This is a genomic window from Nonomuraea ferruginea, from assembly GCF_039540635.1.
GTDB classification, from domain to species: domain Bacteria; phylum Actinomycetota; class Actinomycetes; order Streptosporangiales; family Streptosporangiaceae; genus Nonomuraea; species Nonomuraea ferruginea.
Window position 1 is genome coordinate 59,729 of the sequence record NZ_BAABFD010000012.1, and the last position, 17,178, is coordinate 76,906.

The 17,178-nt window shown below is 72.4% G+C and carries 18 protein-coding genes; 7 read left to right on the forward strand and 11 right to left on the reverse strand.

Features of this window, described 5'->3' with window-relative positions:
- Positions 1–35: 35 nt before the first annotated feature.
- From ABD999_RS22705 to ABD999_RS22720, 4 genes are read right to left on the reverse strand one after another with little or no spacing between them, the layout of a single operon-like run.
- A complete protein-coding gene (locus ABD999_RS22705; protein WP_345482869.1) occupies positions 36–1,241 on the reverse strand; it encodes an ABC transporter permease in 1,206 nt (401 codons plus the stop codon).
- Entirely contained in the window at positions 1,241–1,912 is a 672-nt protein-coding gene (locus ABD999_RS22710) for an ABC transporter ATP-binding protein (protein WP_271280536.1), read from the reverse strand. Before ABD999_RS22710 ends, ABD999_RS22705 begins: the two co-directional genes overlap by 1 nt.
- On the reverse strand, positions 1,909–3,009 hold the full coding sequence (locus ABD999_RS22715) for an efflux RND transporter periplasmic adaptor subunit (RefSeq protein ID WP_345482870.1): 1,101 nt from the start codon (positions 3,007–3,009) through the stop codon (positions 1,909–1,911). Before ABD999_RS22715 ends, ABD999_RS22710 begins: the two co-directional genes overlap by 4 nt.
- Complete coding sequence (locus tag ABD999_RS22720) at positions 3,009–3,479, reverse strand: hypothetical protein (protein WP_271276859.1); 471 nt, start codon at positions 3,477–3,479, stop codon at positions 3,009–3,011. Before ABD999_RS22720 ends, ABD999_RS22715 begins: the two co-directional genes overlap by 1 nt.
- 128 nt (positions 3,480–3,607) lie before the next feature.
- Between ABD999_RS22720 and ABD999_RS22725 the strand changes: the two genes are divergently transcribed.
- The 4 genes from ABD999_RS22725 to ABD999_RS22740 all read left to right on the forward strand — a co-directional run bounded on the left by ABD999_RS22725 (position 3,608) and on the right by ABD999_RS22740 (position 7,017).
- The gene (locus tag ABD999_RS22725; RefSeq protein WP_148035911.1) at positions 3,608–4,264 is read left to right on the forward strand and encodes a response regulator transcription factor; all 657 of its coding nucleotides are present in this window, start codon (positions 3,608–3,610) and stop codon (positions 4,262–4,264) included.
- Positions 4,261–5,448 (forward strand): sensor histidine kinase, encoded by a 1,188-nt coding sequence (locus tag ABD999_RS22730; protein ID WP_271276858.1) that lies wholly within the window; start codon positions 4,261–4,263, stop codon positions 5,446–5,448. Before ABD999_RS22725 ends, ABD999_RS22730 begins: the two co-directional genes overlap by 4 nt.
- Before the next feature lie 267 nt (positions 5,449–5,715).
- Positions 5,716–6,723 (forward strand): methyltransferase, encoded by a 1,008-nt coding sequence (locus ABD999_RS22735; protein ID WP_271276857.1) that lies wholly within the window; start codon positions 5,716–5,718, stop codon positions 6,721–6,723.
- 18 nt (positions 6,724–6,741) lie between these two features.
- A complete protein-coding gene (locus ABD999_RS22740; protein WP_271276856.1) occupies positions 6,742–7,017 on the forward strand; it encodes a hypothetical protein in 276 nt (91 codons plus the stop codon).
- Here ABD999_RS22740 and ABD999_RS22745 read toward each other — a convergent pair.
- On the reverse strand, positions 7,006–7,854 hold the full coding sequence (locus ABD999_RS22745; RefSeq protein ID WP_148035915.1) for a fumarylacetoacetate hydrolase family protein: 849 nt from the start codon (positions 7,852–7,854) through the stop codon (positions 7,006–7,008). The two genes, ABD999_RS22740 and ABD999_RS22745, sit on opposite strands and share 12 nt — an antisense overlap.
- Before the next feature lie 173 nt (positions 7,855–8,027).
- Between ABD999_RS22745 and ABD999_RS22750 the strand changes: the two genes are divergently transcribed.
- The gene (locus ABD999_RS22750; protein ID WP_378525265.1) at positions 8,028–9,635 is read left to right on the forward strand and encodes an RICIN domain-containing protein; all 1,608 of its coding nucleotides are present in this window, start codon (positions 8,028–8,030) and stop codon (positions 9,633–9,635) included.
- Between the two features lie 40 nt (positions 9,636–9,675).
- On the opposite strand, the gene ABD999_RS22755 is transcribed toward ABD999_RS22750, so the two are convergent.
- The gene (locus ABD999_RS22755) at positions 9,676–12,177 is read right to left on the reverse strand and encodes an ABC transporter substrate-binding protein (RefSeq protein ID WP_271276855.1); all 2,502 of its coding nucleotides are present in this window, start codon (positions 12,175–12,177) and stop codon (positions 9,676–9,678) included.
- Between the two features lie 137 nt (positions 12,178–12,314).
- On the opposite strand from ABD999_RS22755, the gene ABD999_RS22760 reads away from it, so the two are divergent.
- Positions 12,315–12,854 (forward strand): dihydrofolate reductase family protein, encoded by a 540-nt coding sequence (locus ABD999_RS22760; protein ID WP_271276854.1) that lies wholly within the window; start codon positions 12,315–12,317, stop codon positions 12,852–12,854.
- Between the two features lie 9 nt (positions 12,855–12,863).
- On the opposite strand, the gene ABD999_RS22765 is transcribed toward ABD999_RS22760, so the two are convergent.
- The 5 genes from ABD999_RS22765 to ABD999_RS22785 all read right to left on the reverse strand — a co-directional run bounded on the left by ABD999_RS22765 (position 12,864) and on the right by ABD999_RS22785 (position 16,591).
- A complete protein-coding gene (locus ABD999_RS22765) occupies positions 12,864–13,634 on the reverse strand; it encodes an ABC transporter permease (protein WP_271276853.1) in 771 nt (256 codons plus the stop codon).
- The gene (locus ABD999_RS22770; protein WP_271276852.1) at positions 13,631–14,065 is read right to left on the reverse strand and encodes an ABC transporter substrate-binding protein; all 435 of its coding nucleotides are present in this window, start codon (positions 14,063–14,065) and stop codon (positions 13,631–13,633) included. The genes ABD999_RS22765 and ABD999_RS22770 overlap by 4 nt, the downstream gene beginning before the upstream one ends.
- On the reverse strand, positions 14,044–14,616 hold the full coding sequence (locus tag ABD999_RS22775) for an ABC transporter substrate-binding protein (protein ID WP_271276851.1): 573 nt from the start codon (positions 14,614–14,616) through the stop codon (positions 14,044–14,046). Before ABD999_RS22775 ends, ABD999_RS22770 begins: the two co-directional genes overlap by 22 nt.
- A complete protein-coding gene (locus tag ABD999_RS22780; RefSeq protein ID WP_271276850.1) occupies positions 14,613–15,431 on the reverse strand; it encodes an ABC transporter ATP-binding protein in 819 nt (272 codons plus the stop codon). Before ABD999_RS22780 ends, ABD999_RS22775 begins: the two co-directional genes overlap by 4 nt.
- Before the next feature lie 185 nt (positions 15,432–15,616).
- Complete coding sequence (locus ABD999_RS22785; RefSeq protein ID WP_271276849.1) at positions 15,617–16,591, reverse strand: helix-turn-helix transcriptional regulator; 975 nt, start codon at positions 16,589–16,591, stop codon at positions 15,617–15,619.
- A gap of 97 nt (positions 16,592–16,688) precedes the next feature.
- Here ABD999_RS22785 and ABD999_RS22790 point away from each other — a divergent pair, with 97 nt between their 5' ends.
- Positions 16,689–17,084, forward strand: coding sequence for a RidA family protein (locus ABD999_RS22790; RefSeq protein WP_271276860.1), 396 nt, complete (start codon positions 16,689–16,691; stop codon positions 17,082–17,084).
- Positions 17,085–17,178 lie beyond the last annotated feature (94 nt).

Here is a 17,178-nt window from a genome sequence, read left to right on the forward strand (position 1 = left end):
GCCCGGTCGGTCAGGAACCGCCCGGGCCCGGTCGGTCAGGGACTGGCCAGGGCTTCCGTCGGGGAGAGGCGGGCGGCGCGGATCGCCGGGTAGAGCCCGGCGACCGCGCCGATGACCAGCGTCGCGGCCAGGCCGCCCGCCGTCGCCTCGGCGGGGATCACGGACGGCCACTCCTCGTAGGCGGCGTAGCCGACGGTGACGGCGGCGCCGACGCACACGCCGCCCACCCCGCCGATCGCCGACAGCAGCAGCGACTCGGCCAGGAACTGGGTGCGGATCTGGCCACGGGTGGCGCCCAGCGAGCGGCGCAGGCCGATCTCGGCCCGCCGCTCCAGCACCGAGATGACCATGGTGTTGGCGACCCCCACCCCGCCGACGATCAGCGCCACCGCGCCGACGCCCAGCAGCAGGCCGGTGAACGCCTGGTCGGTGGCCTGCTTGGCGGCCAGCGCGTCCGACGGGCGGGAGACGTCGACCTCGTTGGGCGCCTCCGGGTTGCCGGTTCCGGCCAGCACGTCCCGTACCGCGTCCATGTGCCGCTCGTCCACCCGCGTGTAGAGCACGGTGGGGTGGCCGTCGAAGCCCAGCCGCTCCTCCGCGACCGGCCAGCCGACCAGCGCCGCGGTGTCCAGCTCCACGGCGAGCGCCACCGGCTCCAGGACGCCGACGACGGTGAACCGCCGGCCGCCGACCAGCACCTGCGTGTCGGGCCCGACCGCGCCGACGCCGAGCCGTTCGGCCGTGGCCGAGCCGAGCACCACGGCCGGGTAGGCGTGCGTGGCCGCGTTGAGCCAGGTGCCGGCGCGCAGCGTCGCGCCCACGGAGTCGAGCAGGTCGAGCCGGGCCGCGTAGGCGGAGATGCCGCCGGTCCGCGCCTCGGGGATCTCCTCCGACCGGTACACCTTGGCGTCCTGGACCTGCCCGACCGACGACACCGACAGCACAGGGCCGATGCGCTCGATCATCGCCTCGGCCTCCACCGGCATCTTGGCCTCCTCGCCGCTGAGGGTCTGCCCGGACGAGACCGTGAGCAGGTTCGTGCCCAGCGCGGAAAGCTGGCGGTCCAGCTCGGCGCCGGACGAGGAGGAGATGCCGACCACGCCGATCATCGCCGCGATGCCGATGGCGATGCCCAGCGCCGACAGGAACGCCCGCAGCGGGCGGGTGCGCAGCCCGACCGCGCCGACCCTGAGCACGTCGCGCGGCCGCAACCGGGGCGGGGTGAGATCACGGCCGGCCATCAGGCCGCCCCGGTGTGGTCGGCGACGATCCGGCCGTCGCGCATCCGCACCTGGCGGGGCAGCCTGCCGGCGATCTCCGGGTCGTGCGTGATGATCAGCACCGTCGTACCGGACGCGTGCAGCTCGCGCAGCAGCTCCATCACCCCCGCCCCGGACGCCGAGTCGAGCGCGCCGGTCGGCTCGTCGGCCAGCAGCAGCGGCGGATCGCCGGCCACCGCCCTGGCGATGGCCACCCGCTGCCGCTCGCCACCGGACAGCTCGTGCGGCTCGTGGTCCATGCGGTGGGCGAGCCCCACCCGCTCCAGCGCGGCCCGCGCGCGGCGGCGCCGCTCGGCCCGCGGCAGGCCGCTGTAGAGCAGGCCGTCGGCCACGTTATCCAGCGCCGGCACGTTCGCGGCCAGGTGGAACTGCTGGAACACGAACCCGATCCCGGTCCCCCGCAGCGCCGACAGCCGGTTGTCCGACAGCGTCGCGACGTCGTATCCGTCGACGCGGACCGTGCCCGACGTGGGCCGGTCGAGCGTGCCGATGGTGTTGAGCATGGTCGACTTGCCGGACCCGGACGGGCCCGCGATGGCGACCATCTCGCCGCGCCGGATCTCCAGCGACACGTCGTCCAGCGCGGTGACGCCGCCGGGGTAGACCTTGCTCACGCGGGAAAGCTCGATCATTTCGCCATCCCCACCGTCATGCCCTCGGTGAGCCCGTCGCCGGTGATCTCCACCCGGCCGCCGGAGAACAGGCCGGTCTCGACCGGGACGTAACGGGTGGCGCCGCCTTCGACGACCTCCACGCCGAACCCGCCCTCGCGCAGCGCCACCAGGGCGGCGACCGGGACGGTGAGCACGTTCTCGCGCTCCTCGGCGGTGAACCTCACGTCGACCGCCGCCTGGTCGAGGTCCGCGGCCTTCTCGCCGGTGAGCGAGACGAGCGCCTCGACCTTGGTCTGGGGCTCCTCGTTCCCCTGCCCCGGGACGATCACGGTGGCGACCTCGGTGATCTTGCCCCTGACCTCCTGACCGCCGGGCAGCGTGACCGTCACCTTGGCGCCCTCCTTCGCCAGCCGCCGGTCCTCGGAGTCGAGCTGGACGGTGACGACCTTGGCGGTGCCGGTGTAGCCGAGCACCTTCTGGCCGGGCGCGGCGGGCCGGCCGGCCTCGGCGTCCACGGTGTCCACCCTGACCCTGCCGTCGGCGAACACCACCCGGCCCAGCTCGACCACGCCGGTCTCCGGCAGGCCGCGGTCCTCCTGCCAGGCCATGACCGCCCGCGCCGTGGCCCAGGTGTACGTGTCGTCGACGGTGAAGCCGTCGTAGCCGAGCTTGCTCAGGTTGCGTTCCAGGCTCGCCACGTCACGGCCCTCGGCGCCCACCGCCAGGTCCCGGTACGCGGGCGTGCTCCCGTACATGAGCACCACCGGATCGTCGTCCACCTTGTAGAGCGGCTCGCCGCGGGTGATCACGTCGTCGCCGCCGGGCAGCCAGGTGACGGTGCCGCGCATGCGGTTGGTCACCGAGGCGGCCGGGCCGAAGCCCAGCTCGCCGTCGGCCTCCCGTGTGTCCCGCAGGGTCTCCTCGGCGATCGTCGCGGTGGCCGGCGGCAGCGCGGCGGCGGGCCGCCCGGCCGGGGCCCTGTCGAGCAGGCCGAGACCGGCGGCGGCCACCGCGCCGGCCAGCACGGTCGCGGTGGTCAGCCAGGCCGCCCGACGGCCGCGGCGGCGTCGCGGGGCCGTCTCCAGCGCTTCCCCGTCGATCGTGGTCGTGCCCATCACTTGGGCCGGTCCATCTGGCACTTCTTCTGCGCGGCCTCGAAGTCGGGGTCGTCGCCGACGTCCTTGGTGATGCGGACCCTGCCGCCCTCGGGGTCGGGGAAGTTCTCCACGCCGTTCTCACGCATGCAGGCAGCGATCTTGAGCAGGTCGTCGTTGCTCTCACCGTCGGCACGCCCGCCGCCGGCCGGCTGCCACTCCTTGCACGCCTCGCGGGCCTGCTCCATCTTCTCCTGGGTGCCGGGGCCCATCGTCATCCGTATGCCCTCGCCCGGCTTGGGGTCGGGGACGTCGACGCCGTTCTCGCGCATGCACTGCGCCCACTTCAGGCCCCGCTCCTCGCGGTCCAGACTCGGCGCGGCGCTCGCGGTGGGATCGCCTCCCGCGGAGGCCACGCCGGGGGCCTCCGCGCCGCATCCGGTCAGCGCCAGCGCGAGCGCCGCGGTCACGCCGAGCATCCGTACTCGCATCACGTTCTCCTCGTCGGGCCGGAACCGTTCCGGCCGCCTGAGAGGAGATGGAACCGACGAGCCGGTTTCCCGGCGGTTTCCATGAGCGCTAACGGGGAGTAAACAGCCGATCCGCCACGATTCCCGGCATGCGAGTGCTGGTAGTGGAGGACGAGCGCATCCTGGCCGACGCGATAGCCGAGTGGCTGCGCGACGAGACGCACGCCGTGGACACCGCCGGCGACGGCGAGTCGGCGCTGGAGCGGATCGCGGTCAACGACTACGACGTGGTCATCCTGGACCGGGACCTGCCGCTCGTGCACGGCGACGACGTGTGCAGGCACCTCGTGGAGTCGGATTCGACGGCGCGGGTGCTGATGCTCACCGCGGCGGGGGAGATCGACGACCGGGTGACGGGGCTGTCGCTGGGCGCCGACGACTACCTGGCCAAGCCGTTCGCCTTCGCCGAGCTGTCGGCCCGGGTGCAGGCGCTCGGCCGGCGCGCCCGGCCGGCCCTGCCGCCGGTGCTGCGCCGCGCCGGGATCACGCTCGACCCGGCCCGGCGCGAGGTGTACCGGAACGGGCGGTACGTGCCGCTGTCGAACAAGGAGTTCGCCGTGCTCGCCGAGCTGCTGCGGGCCGGCGGCGCCGTGATCTCCTCCGAGCAGCTCCTGGAGAAGGCGTGGGACGAGAACGCGGACCCGTTCACCGGCGTGGTCCGGCTGACCGTGCTCAAGCTGCGGCGCAAGCTGGGCGACCCGCCGGTGGTGCTGACCGTGACCGGCGCGGGCTACCGCATCCCATGAGGCTGTCGCTGCGCCTGCGGCTCACGGTCGTGTACGGCGCGCTGTTCATGCTGGCCGGCGTGGTGCTCGTCGGCGTCACGTACCTGCTGTTCAACCAGGAGCTGGTACGGATCTTCGAGGAGAAGTACGGCGACCCCGGCGGGAACCGGCACAGGTTCATCTCCGTCATCAAGGACGGGGTGATGCTCAGCCCCGAGGAGTCGCAGCGGCTGCTGGCCGAGCAGGAGGCCGACCTGCGCGCCGCCGCGACCACGTCCCTGCTGGCCCAGGGGGTGATCGCGGTGGTCGTGGTCGCCTGCCTGGCGACGGCGCTGGGCTGGGTGGTGGCCGGGCGGGTGCTGGCCCCGCTGCACAAGGTGACCGCGACCGCGCGCCGGATCGCCGCCGCCCCCGACGCCGACCGCGGCCTGCGCGAGCGGATCGACCTGGACGGGCCGATCGACGAGGTCAAGGAGCTGGCCGACACCTTCGACGCCATGGTGGCGCGGCTCGACCGGTCCTTCGACGGGCAGCGCAGGTTCGTCGCCAACGCCTCGCACGAGCTGCGCACCCCGCTGACGCTCAACCGCGCCCTGGTCGAGCTGGCCATGCACCGCCGCTCCGCCTCCGCCGACGTCAAGCGGCTCGGGGAGAGCCTGCTGGAGATCAACGTCAGGCACGAGCGGCTCATCTCCGGGCTGCTGCTGCTCGCGCGGGCCGAGCACGAGGTGACCGACCGGTCGCCGGTCGACCTCGCCGACGTCGTGGCGCACGTGGTCGCCCAGACCGCCCCCGAGGCGGCGCAGGAGAAGGTCACCGTGTACGAGGAAGCGTTCCCCGCGCCCACGACCGGTGACGCGCTGCTGCTCGAACGGCTGGTGACGAACCTGGTGGAGAACGGCGTCCGGCACAACCTGAGCGACGGCACCGGCTGGGTCCGGATCGCCAGCCGGACGGCCACCGGCGGGCGGGTCACAGTGACGGTCACCAACACGGGCCCTGTCGTGCCGCCGTACGACGTGCCGGAGCTGTTCAAGCCGTTCCGCCGGCTCAACGGCGAGCGCACCGTCACGGGCAAGAGCGCGGGCCTGGGCCTGTCGATCGTCCGGTCGGTGGCCCGCGCCCACGGCGGCGACGTGACGGCCCATCCCCGGGAGGGCGGCGGCCTGGTGATGACGGCCACGCTCCCCCGCGCCGTGCCGTGACCGGCGCGGCGGGTCCGTCGAGCGAGTCCCCGCGCCCGGCGGACCCCGCCGCACCCGGCCGTCCACCCCCGGACGGCCGTCCCGCGTGAGGGTGCGGGTACCGGACACGATGGCGGTCACGGCCCCCCGTTCACCAGACCACTTTCTGCCCGGTTTCTGCTCACTCGCCCCGGCCGTACGTCACGACACGCGTCCTCGCGCGTACGGCGAACCCCGGCGAGCCGATGGACAATGACGGCGCGGCAACCGATCCAGCAGGAGGGTTCCATGCCACCCGACCCGGCCCAGCGGCTGCTGGGTTACATCGACGGCGCCTGGGTGGCGTCGGCGGTCTGCGCCGCGGCCGAGCTCGGGGTGGCCGACGCGCTGGCCGGTGGCGCGCGCGACGCCGACCAGCTGGCGCGGGCCGTGGGCGCCCACCCCGGCGCGCTCTACCGGCTGCTGCGGGCGCTCGCCGACCTGGGCGTGCTGCGCGAGCTCGACGGCCGCGTGTTCGAGCTGACCGAGACGGGCGAACGGCTGCGGCGGGACCACCCGGAGTCGCAGCGCGGGTTCGCCGTGATGCTCGGCTCGTCGTGGCACCGGCGGGCCTGGTCGGGTTTCGCCGACAGCGTGCGGACCGGCGAGTCGGCGTTCGAGCGCGTCTTCGGCCCGGCCTTCGACCACTTCCGCGACCATCCCGAGCACGGCGAGGTGCTGAACGACGCGATGACGTCGGTGTCCGCCGCGTTCGTGTGGCCGGCGGTGCGCGGCCACGACTTCACCCGGTACGGGACCGTCGTCGACGTGGGCGGAGGCCACGGCGCGATGCTCGCGGCCATCCTGTCGGCGCACCCCGAGGGGCGCGGCGTGCTGTTCGACCTGCCGCACGTCATCGAGGGAGCGGGCGGGCCGCTCGTGGAGGCGGGTGTGGCCGACCGGTGCGAGCTGGTCGGCGGCGACTTCTTCACGTCGGTGCCGCCCGGCGGCGACGCCTACCTGCTGTCCAACGTCGTCCACGACTGGGGCGACGACGACGCCGTCCGGATCCTGGCGAGCTGCCGGCGGGCGATGAACGACGGCGGCCGCGTGCTGCTCTGCGAGGCCGTCATCCCTGACCCGCCGCGCGAGCCGACCGCCGCCACCGTGATCGACCTGGAGATGCTGGTCATCGCCAAGGGCGCCAGGCAGCGCACGGCGGGCGAGTACGCGGAGCTGTTCGAGCGGGCCGGTCTGCGGTTGGCCGGCGTCACCGGCGGCGGCGTCTTCGACGTCGTGGAGGCGGTCCCCGGATGAGCCGGTTTACTCGTCGTGGTGACGGAGAACGTTCTGGCCATGAACCAGGCGCCATCCGGACATGACCACACGAGGTGCACGCCCGCGCAGCTCTTCGAGATCACCGTCCTGGACACCACAGGTGACGACACCCGGTGGCACACCATCGGCTGGGGCATCGGCCGCCAGGACGCCGACGCCCTCGCCCGGTCCTTCGTGACCCGCCGGCTCTGCCCGTACGAGCGAGCCCGGGTCCGCCACAACGGCCGGCTGCTCGCCGAGCACCACCGGCCCGTGACCGGCTCAGGCCGGTGAGACGACCTCCAGGGCGGGGCGCACGTCGTTGGCGAGCGTGCCGACGCCGTCGATGACGATCTCCACCCGGTCCCCGGGCAGCAGCGTGAAATCCGGACCGGGGACCATGCAGGTGCCGGTCGACAGCACCACGCCCCGGGGGAAGCGCTCGGCCTTGAACAGGTAGCCGGCCAGCTCGTCGACGCGGCGGTGGAGCTGGGCCGTGCTCGCCTCGTCCGACCAGACGACGCGGCCCTCGCGGGTGATGGTCACCGCCATCGCCAGGTCGTAGGGGTCGGGCACCTCCCAGGCGGGGCGGATGCCGGGGCCGAGCGCCGTCGCTCCCGCGTACATCTTGGCCTGGGGCAGGTAGAGCGGGTTGTCGCCCTCGATGGAGCGGCTGCTGACGTCGTCGCAGACGGTGTAGCCGGCGATCTCGCCGCTCGCGGCGATCACCACGGCCAGCTCGGGCTCGGGCACGTCCCAGGTGGAGTCCTCGCGCACGCCGATGGTCTCGCCGTGGCCGCGCACCCGCCAGCCGACCGACTTGAAGAACAGCTCGGGCCGTTCGGCGTCGTAGACCCGCTGGTAGATGTCGGGTTCGGTGCTCTCCTCCACCCGGGCCTCGCGGGAGCGGCGGTAGGTGACGCCGGCCGCCCACACCTCGGTGCCGGCGTCGACCGGGGCGGCGGGGGTGACCGGGTCGACCGGCTCGGTGGCGCGGGCGAGCTGGTCGCGGAAGTGGGCGAGGTCGGCGGACAGCGCGTCGCCGAGGGAGAAACCGGTGGGCAGCGCCCGGTCGCCGTCCTCGGCGCGGACCACCCAGCGGGGCGATTGAGCGGACCTGACGAGGTGCATGCGCGCCCTTCTGCCGGAATGTCGGGGAGGACCAGCCTAAGACATCCGATGAAAGTTTCAACGGGTTTCGGCAGGCAGGCGTTCTGCCGGGTTCGCGGCACTTGACGAAGCGGTGCGTCCTCGCTGATCTAGTCCTGGGGGAAAGCGCTTTCCTTCTCCGATGGGAGCAGACAGTGAGATCCGTTGCCCAAGCCTGGCGGTGCCTGCTCACCGTCCTGGCCGCCCTGGTCATGGCGCTGGCAGGCGCCCTCGTCGCGCAACCGCCGCCCGCGAGCGCGGCGACGGTCGACACGAACGCCTGGTACGTCCTCGTGAACCGGCACAGCGGCAAGGCGCTCGACCTGTACGAGTTCGCCACGAACGACGGCGCCCCGATCGTCCAGTGGGCCCGCAACGACGGCAACCAGCAGCAGTGGCAGTTCGTCAGCTCCGGCGACGGCTACTACCGGCTCAAGTCCCGCCACAGCGGCAAGGTCCTGGACGTCTACGAATGGAACGCCAATGGCGGCGCCCAGATCGTCCAGTGGGCCGACACCAACGGCTGGAACCAGCAGTTCCGGCTCGCCGACTCCGACGGCGGCCACGTCCGCCTGATCAACCGCCACAGCGGCAAAGCCCTGGAGACCTGGGAGTGGTCCACCGCCGACGGCGCCCGTATCTCCCAGTGGGACGACCTCAACGGCGCCAACCAGCAGTGGCAGCTCGTCAAGATGGGCAGCGGTTCCGCCGACTGCGGCGGCGGCTCGTTCAACGCCGAGGCCGTGCTCAGCGGCAGCACCTGGACGGCCAGGAACGGCGGCGGCAGCACCCTCTACACCGGCAGCAGCATGATCGAGGCCATGCGCCGCGCCGTCGGCAGCCTCACCTCCGGCCGCACGTCCAAGCAGAAGGTGGTCGTCCGCGGCTCCGGCAGCATGAACGCCAACCAGTCGCTCGACCTGCCCAGCTACACCGTCCTCGAAGTGTGCGGCACGATCAACGTGACCGGCACGATCAGCGCCAACAACGCCGCCGTGCGCGCCCAGAACGTCACCGACGTCGAGGTCACCCGGCTCGCCGTGACCGGCAACCCGTACTTCGCGGTGTTCGTCCGCAACGGCACCAACATCACCCTCGGCCAGCTCGACCTGCGGCTCGGCTCGGCCGGGCTGGGCGTGCGCATCGACAACCACGCCAACAGGAACGTCCGCACCAGGAACGTCCGCATCGACAGCGTGTACGCCTCCGGCGGCGGCAGTCACGGCGTCGAGACGTACGGCGTCGACGGCATCACGATCGGCACCGTCACCGCGCGGAACACCGGCGAGTCCGGCCTGCTGCTCAACGACACGATCAACGCGAGCATCGGCACCGTCGACGCCGAGGGCGCGGGCACCGGCACCGGCTACGCGGCCTTCCGGATGGCCAACCGCAACGGCCGCATCGGCAGCTCGTACCCGGCCAACATCCGCGTCGGCACCGTCAAGGCCCGGGGCGGCGGCCGCGGCGTCTTCTGCGTGTCGGAGAGCGGCGGCGCGGTGATCGACCGGGTGGACATCGCCCAGACCGGCAGCAACTCGATCCTCATCGAGAACTGCTACAACGTCACGATCGCCGCCCAGAGCGGCACCGTGAACGGCTCCGACATCCGCATCGCGGCCCGCACCGAGTTCCCCGTGACCTCCGACATCACGCTGCAGAACCTGACGCTGACGAACTCGGCGATCAACGAGAACCCGTGCGGCACCAACATCGTCATCCGCAACATCAACCTGGTGAACTCCCGCATCAACCGCTGCTGACCGGAACAGACCGTGATCCGGCCGGGCCCGCCCGGCCGGATCACTCGGACGGCGACGCGCACTCGGCCGCCGTCGCGGTGGGCCGGCAGACCCACGTCGCCTGGATCGGCCGGCCCGACTCGACGGTCATGAGCCACACCTCCCGGCCCTGGGCGTCGTGGTCGGTGGCGTGCTCGGAGAAGGAAACCTTGCCGGTCGCGCCGTCGAACGCCTGACCGCGCAGGTTGTAGTGGACGCCGCTGAGGATGTCGTCGGCCTCGCTCTGCGTGCGGTAGGCGCTGAACGCGATCGCCACGGCCTGGGCCGCGTCGAAGCCGAACGCGGCGTGCGCGAAGGAGACGCCGACGCCGGACTCCGCTATCCACCGCCGCAGGGTCTGCTGGCTCTGGTTGGTGAGCGAGGTGTCGCGGACGTCGGTCAGCGACACGAAGGACATGCTCACGTCGTGGGCGGCCGGGTTCGACCGCACGTCCTTGGCGACGGAGCCGGTGACGTCGTCCGAGGCGAGCAGCCTGATCTCGCGCTGCTCGCACGAGGCGCCCCAATCCCGCCTGAGGCTGCTCAGGAAGTCGGCCCGGCCGGTGTAGTAGATCACCTCGGCGCCCGACCCGCACGCTTCCCGCATCGCCACGCCGAGCGAGGCGTCGTCGCCGAACGAGAAGTCCGCACTCTGCCCCGGGTACTCCTCCAGGAACAGCTCTTTCAGATCCTGACTGTAGAGCTCGCCGTCCTGCCGCTGCCAGACGACGGCCACCTCGGGCTTCCTGTCCACCCCCTCCGCGAGCCCGAGGGTTTCCAGCCAGTGGACCGTGGCCCTCATCTGCAGGCTGTTCACGACGGCCAGCCGGAACAGGAACGCCGACCGCCGGTCCCCCACCTCCGCGATGTCGCCGACCGTGGTGACCGTGCTGACCATCGGCACGTTCGCCCTCGTCAGCACCCCCACCGCCCGTTTGACCTCCTCGCGGCTCCAGGCGAAGCCCACGGCGGCCGCCAGCGACGAGTCCTCCCGCGCCCGTTCCGCGATGCCGGTCGCCGCCAGCTCGGCGCTGATGAAGTCCTGGCCGGTGTTGGCGAACACGATCTTCATCTTCCAGTCGGATCGGCTCGTGTTGTAACTCTTCTGGTACGCCCCGATCCCGGCCAGTTCGCCGGCCACCGCCGTCATCTGGCCGTCCTTGAACTGCGCGCCCGGCTGTGTCGTCAGCGGGCCCAGATAGGCGACGGTGAACACCTTGTGACCGAGCGGGATCGCCGCGTTCTGCTCCTCTATCCGTCGCGCCACCGGCGCGACGAGCGGGTGCGGCGCTATCTTGCCGAGCGCGCCCAGGCCCACGCACTGCCCGTCCACCTCGCGCAGCTCGGCGCCGCAGCCCGCGGTGGCCGTCACGGTCGCCATGACGGGCACGACGAGCAGCGCCAGCACCACCGCCCAGAAGGCGAGCGGACGAGCGAGAAGCAGCCGGGCGGGATCGTCGCTGCGCGACGCGCCGGCCTCCGTCAACCTGATCACGAGGTACGGGCTCGGCTCCGCCCGGTGGATCGCCGCCCGCCATGCGCGGTACTGCCTGACCGGCTCCAGCTCGCCGGTGGCGGGCGGGTCGAAGCGGTGCCCGGCCGGCGGTTCCGAGGTGGAGGCGACCAGCAGGAGAGGGCCCCGCTGTCCGCGGACCCGCACCTCGTCCAGGAGTTCCATGAACCGGCGGCCCATCGTGCCCGGGTCGGCGTTCCTGAGCGCTACCACGGGATAGGTGTTGCGCCCCCAGCCGGGCCACGGAAGGACACGGCGCTGGTAGGCCTGGCGGAGGTCCTCCAGCAGCGCGGTCACCATCAGCCGTTCGACCGCGTCCTGGTCGGCGCGGCCCACGCTGATCGCGTAGGCGATGATGTCCTCGCCCTTCCTGCGCCTGACGTAGGGGGCCTTGCGGAACCAGCGGTAGAAGAGCCAGCCGCGGATCAGCAGCGCGGCGTGCAGCAGGGCGCCGATGACGGCGACGATCGGGCTGGCCAGCCAGAGCGCCAGGCTGATGCCGTCCACGAGCTTCTGGAGCCCGAACGTGGCCAGCCCGGTGGCCGGAAGCCACGTGGTCATGGTCCTGCCCACGTAGTCGACCATCACCCGCAGCGCCGACCCGGTGAAGGCGTCCTTCTTCCGGCGCTGGGACAGCGACCGCCGCAGGGTGCCGCGGACGCCCACCGGATCCTTCGGCTCCCCGGCCGCGGTCTCGCGCTCGCTCCAGGCCCAGAGGACGAACCGGGTCAGCGGGAAGCGGGGAGGCGGGAGCAGCGTGCCCTTGACCCACGGTGTCAGCGAGCCCTTCTCCCCCGCGAGCCGGTCGACGATCGTCGCGACGTCGGTCTCGTCCGCGTTGACCTCGGCGTACGGTGCCCGCAGCTTGAAGCACTCCGCCGTCTCCACGGCCGTGCCGGTCGGCAGCGCGTCGCCGGTGAACACCAGGATGGGCAGCTTGCGATCCCCGGCCAAGGGCGAGGGACGGCGCTGGGCCTCGTCGATCAGCTCGTACACGGGGATGGACGGCATGCGCGATCAAGCCTCCGGACTCGTCCCGTCGCGGCCCCCGCAGCGCTCGTCAAGAAGAGCGTACTGCCGGAACCACGATGACTTCCGCCGCCGTGCGTGGTCTTAACCGAGGTAAGGTCCGATCGCGGGAGGAACCCATGGCGAAAATGCTCTACTCGGTCACCATGTCGCTCGACGGCTTCATCGCCGGGCCGGGCGGCGACATGTCCTGGCTGGCCGAGCACCTCGGCCCCAACCCGACCGTGGACGACCTGCTCCCCCAGGTCGGCTCCCTTCTCGTGGGCAACCGCTCCTTCGGCGGCGACGACCCGTACAGGGACACCGAGCACGAGGGCGAGGCGTTCGGCGGAGGGTGGAGCGGGCCCCAGTTCGTGCTCACCCACAACCCCCCGGCCGATCCGGTGCCGGGCGTCACCTTCGTCACCGACCTCGACACCGCGATCACCGCGTCGAAGGCCGCGGCGGGCGGCAAGTACGTCAACGTCATCGGCGCCGACGTGGCCCGCCAGTGCCTGGCGGCGGGCGCGCTCGACGAGGTCCTGGTCTGCGTCGCCCCGGTCATGCTCGGCGACGGCGTCCGCCTCTTCGACCACCCGGGCGGCACGAACGTCAAGCTCGAACGTCTCGGCGTGACGCAGGTCCCCCAGGCGACCAACCTCTGGTTCCGGGTCCTGTGACGAAGGGTCTCAGCGCGGGTCGAAGGGCGCGGCTCTCACGGCCAGCCCGAGCAGCATGTCGGCGGCCTTGCCGAGGAGCGCCAGGAGCAGGATCGACAGCAGCAGGATGTCCGTGCGGCCGGTGTTCTGGCTGTCGATCAGCAGGAATCCCAGGCCCATGGACGAGGCGATCAGCTCGGCCGCGACCAGGAACAACCAGCCTTGGGCCAGTCCGAGCCGCAACCCCGCGAAGACGGCGGGGGCGGCGTGGGGGAGTTGGACGCGGGTGAGCAGGCCCACGCCGCGCAGCCCGTACGCCCGCCCGGCCTCGACCAGGTGCGGATCCACGTGCGCGAGCGCCGCGGACACGGTGGTGTAGACGGGGAAGAAGGCACCGATCGCCACCAGGACGATCTTCGGGCCCTCCGCTATGCCGAGCCAGAGCACCAGCAGCGGCACCCACGCCAGCGACGGCACCGCGCGCAGCGCGGCGATGCTGGGGGCGAGCAGGGTGCGGACCGGCGCGTACAGGCCGACGAGCGCGCCGAGCACCAGCCCCGCCGACGCTCCCCCGGCGAAGCCCAGCAGCACGCGCTGACCGCTGATCGCGACGTGCTGCCACAGCTCGCCGCGCCGGATGAGCTCGCCCACCGCCGCCAGGACCGCCGCGGGCGGAGGCAACTGGCTCGCGGTGAACCAGCCGGCGCCGGTGGCGACCTGCCAGGCGGCGAGCGCCGCCAGCGGCACCATCAGGCCCGCGGCGAAGCTCCACGGGCGCACCCACCGGCCGGGTGTCGTCACGAGGCCCCGGCCTTCTCGGCGAACTCGGGAGCGAACAGGGAGTCGAGCGCCGTCTTCGCCTCCTGCTCGGAGCGCACCTGGCTCTCCCGTACCAGCGTCGGCAGGATGCGTTCCAGCACCGCGCGCTGGTCGGGACCCGGGACCGGGCTGACCTCGACCTCGGTCCGCTCCTTGAGCACCACGCGAGCGACCTCGGGGGCGAGCTTGGCCTCCGAGGCCAGCAGCTGGACCGCGTCGTCGGGGTGCTCGACGATCCACGCGCGGGCTCTCTCGTACGCGTCGAGCACCTTCTGGGCGAGGTCCGGATGCTCGGCGAGGAACTCCTCGCGGGCGTTGAGGAAGCCGTAGGAGTTGAAGGACGCGTTCCGGTAGATCAGCTTCGTGCCCGAGTCCACCTGGCTCTGCGCCATCAGCGGGTTAGGCCCGACCACGCGTCCACGTCGCCGCGCTCCAGCGCGGTCTTGCCGTCGGCGTGCTGGAGGTTGACGACCTCGACGTCGGTGCCGTCCAACCCGGCCTCCTCCAGGGCCTGGAGCAGGAAGAAGTACGGGTCGGTGCCCTTGGTGGCGGCGACCTTCTTGCCCTTGAGCCCGCTCACCTCGGTGATCGGAGAGTCCTTGGCCACCACGAGCGCCGCCCACTCGGGACGGGTGTAGATCCCGACGGTCTTGATCGGGGTGCCGTTGGCGCGGGCCTGGAGGGCGGCGGCGCCCGCGGTGGAGCCGAGGTCGATGGTCTCGCCGCGCAGGTTCTCGTTGGCCTTGTTGCTGCCGGCCGACAGCACCCAGGTCACCTCGGTGCCCGGGAGCGCGTCCTCCAGCCAGCGCTGCTGCCGGATGACCAGACTGAGCGGGTTGTAGTAGGCGTAGTCGAGCCGGAGCCGGCCCGAGGCGGGCGTGGCGGTGCCGCTCTCACCTGGCACGCAGGCGGTGACCAGGGGGACGAGCAGGGCGGCGGTGAGCAGGGAACGGCGGTGGATCACGGAGTGGGCTCCTCGGCGGGGGTGGGGCGGGGCACGCCGAGCCGCTCCAGCAGGTCGGCGCGGAGGGCGGCGAGTTCGGGATGGGCGCGGTCGCGGGGCCGGCGGTGGGGGACGTCGAGCACGGTCGCGATCGTGGCGCCCGGCCGCTCCGGTTCGGCGCCGAGCAGGACCACCCGGTCGGCCAGGTGCAACGCCTCGTCCACGTCGTGGGTGACGAGCAGGACGGTGGTTCCGGCGCCGCGCTGCACGTCGGCCAGGAGGTCCTGCATGCGCAGCCGGGTGAGGGCGTCCAGCGCGGCGAACGGCTCGTCGAGCAGCAGCACGCCGGGCTCCCTGGCCAGCGCCCTGGCGAGGGCCGCGCGCTGGGCCATGCCGCCGGACACCTGGCGGGGCCGGTGCTGGTGGAAGCCGTCGAGGCCGACGACGTCGAGCCAGTGCCGTACGATGCGCGCGCCGCTCTCCCTGCCGACGCCTTTTGGCAGGCCGAGGGCGACGTTGCCGGCCAGGTCGCGCCACGGCAGCAGCCGGGGCTCCTGGAAGACCACCGCGCATCGGGCGTCGACCCCGCGGACCGGACGTCCGTCGACCGTGATCTCGCCGTCCGAGGGCGCCTCCAGCCCGGCCACGAGGCGGAGCAGGGTGGACTTGCCGCAGCCCGAAGGCCCCAGGATGGCGACGATCTCGCCGGGGAGGATGTCGAGCTCCAGGTCGCGCAGCACGGTGTGGCCGTTGCCGTAGGTGTGGCCTACCCCGCGCAACCCGACTCCCGCCGCGGCCACCGCCCTGGCGGGGAACGTGGCCTGGCCGGTGGTCATACGCCTCTCCCATGCTCTCGGTCCTCGGTGCCCTCCCACGATTACCTATTATTCCGGTATAATCAATAGGAATTACTGGTATTTGTGCGCCGAGGGTCCCCGGGGATCATGCCCTGGTCCTCCGCCGCGGCCCCTCTGTCGAAGGCACGCCTGGGTGGGACTTTCGTCGGCGGCCCGCGGAAGGCTTAGGATGACATGCCGTAGCGGGTGGCGACCGCGGTGGCGCGGGCGCGCAGGGAGTCGCGCAACCACTGCGGGGCCAGGGCTTCAGCGTTCGTGCTGAGCTGCCACAGCGCCCATTCGGCGTGTCTCCGATCCTGGAAGGTCACCTCCAGCCGCAGCCGGCCGTCCGGGTCGGTTTCCTCGGCGAGGACGGCCAGCGCGGTGCCCACCAGGTCCTCACGACGCGCCGGGTCCAGCCGTACCACCACGGTGACCTGGTCGCCACCGGCCCGGAACCTCGTGCTCCGTTCCTGCCAGGCCAGGTCCAGATCGACCCGGTCCGCTCGCTGTGCGGGTTCGGCGAGTTCCTGGGCGGCCAGGATCCGGGACAGGCGGTAGGTGCGGTCCGCGCCGGACCTCGTGGCCAGCAGGTAGCCCCGATCTCGTACGGTGACCAGGCCGATCGGGTCCACCGTGCGCCACTCCGGCGCCTGGTCCGCGGCCGCGTAGTGGATGCGCAGCTTGTGCCCGGCGAACACCGCGCGCAGGACCTCGGCCGCGACGGCGTCGGGCACCTCCTCGGCGACCAGCCGGCGTGAGAGGAGGTCGGTCTCCGGGTCGATGAGCAACCGCTCGGCCGCGCCGGCCGCGGTGTCCCGATAGCTCTCGGGCAGCGCGTCGACCACCTTGAGCATCGCCGAGGCGAGCGCCGACCCGAGCCCGAACGCCTGCGCGCCGCGCCGCGACCCGGCGACCAGCAGGGCGAGGGCCTCGTCGGGGTTCAGCCCGGTGAGCTCGGTCCGGAAGCCGGGCAACAACGCGAACCCGCCGTGCCGGCCGCGTTCGGCGTACACCGGGACGCCGGCCGCGGACAGCGCCTCGATGTCGCGCAGCACGGTCCGGGTGGACACCTCCAGCTCGCGCGCCAGCGCGGTCGCGGACAGCCTGCCGTGCTGCCGCAGCAACAGCACCAGCGAGACCAGCCGGTCGGCACGCATACGAAAACGCTACCGGAATACATGACAGGGGATGTCGTGGTTTGTTTGCGAGGCTCATCGACAGGTGGCAACCCATTCGAACGGAGCTGATGTGGCAATGGAACGAACGGCGGTCAACCCGTGGGCGTGGTCGACGGAACTGGGCTACAACCAGGGCGAGGTCGTCTCCGGACACACCCGGACCCTGTACTGCTCAGGACAGACCGCGATGAGCGGAGAGGGCAAGCCGCAGCACGCCGATGACATGGCGGCGCAGCTGGCGCTGAGCCTCGACAACCTGGAGGCCGTGCTCGGCGAGGCCGGCATGTCCCTGGCGAACCTCGTGAGGCTCAACGTCTACACCACCGACGTCGACCGCCTCTTCGAGCACTACGGCGTGCTGGCCTCACGGTTGGGCGCCGCCGGGGTGGCACCGACCACCACGATGCTCGGGGTGACACGTCTGGCGATCCCCACCCTGATGGTCGAACTCGAGGGAACCGCCGTAGCGTGACGCGACCCCGCCGCCTCCGGCCGGACCGCCGGAGGCGGCATGCATCGTCTTCTTCACAGAACCCGAGGTAACCACGCATGCGCAAGGTCGGCCC

What these genes read in the sequence shown, in the direction of transcription:
- ABD999_RS22715 (WP_345482870.1), bottom strand. Translation starts at nt 3,009, where the DNA reads ATGGGCACGACCACGATCGACGGGGAAGCGCTGGAGACGGCCCCGCGA.
- ABD999_RS22760 (WP_271276854.1), top strand. Translation starts at nt 12,315, where the DNA reads ATGGCGAAAATGCTCTACTCGGTCACCATGTCGCTCGACGGCTTCATC.
- ABD999_RS22725 (WP_148035911.1), top strand. Translation starts at nt 3,608, where the DNA reads ATGCGAGTGCTGGTAGTGGAGGACGAGCGCATCCTGGCCGACGCGATA.
- ABD999_RS22790 (WP_271276860.1), top strand. Translation starts at nt 16,689, where the DNA reads ATGGAACGAACGGCGGTCAACCCGTGGGCGTGGTCGACGGAACTGGGC.
- ABD999_RS22705 (WP_345482869.1), bottom strand. Translation starts at nt 1,241, where the DNA reads ATGGCCGGCCGTGATCTCACCCCGCCCCGGTTGCGGCCGCGCGACGTG.
- ABD999_RS22730 (WP_271276858.1), top strand. Translation starts at nt 4,261, where the DNA reads ATGAGGCTGTCGCTGCGCCTGCGGCTCACGGTCGTGTACGGCGCGCTG.
- ABD999_RS22780 (WP_271276850.1), bottom strand. Translation starts at nt 15,431, where the DNA reads ATGACCACCGGCCAGGCCACGTTCCCCGCCAGGGCGGTGGCCGCGGCG.
- ABD999_RS22785 (WP_271276849.1), bottom strand. Translation starts at nt 16,591, where the DNA reads ATGCGTGCCGACCGGCTGGTCTCGCTGGTGCTGTTGCTGCGGCAGCAC.
- ABD999_RS22710 (WP_271280536.1), bottom strand. Translation starts at nt 1,912, where the DNA reads ATGATCGAGCTTTCCCGCGTGAGCAAGGTCTACCCCGGCGGCGTCACC.
- ABD999_RS22755 (WP_271276855.1), bottom strand. Translation starts at nt 12,177, where the DNA reads ATGCCGTCCATCCCCGTGTACGAGCTGATCGACGAGGCCCAGCGCCGT.
- ABD999_RS22735 (WP_271276857.1), top strand. Translation starts at nt 5,716, where the DNA reads ATGCCACCCGACCCGGCCCAGCGGCTGCTGGGTTACATCGACGGCGCC.
- ABD999_RS22720 (WP_271276859.1), bottom strand. Translation starts at nt 3,479, where the DNA reads ATGCGAGTACGGATGCTCGGCGTGACCGCGGCGCTCGCGCTGGCGCTG.
- ABD999_RS22745 (WP_148035915.1), bottom strand. Translation starts at nt 7,854, where the DNA reads ATGCACCTCGTCAGGTCCGCTCAATCGCCCCGCTGGGTGGTCCGCGCC.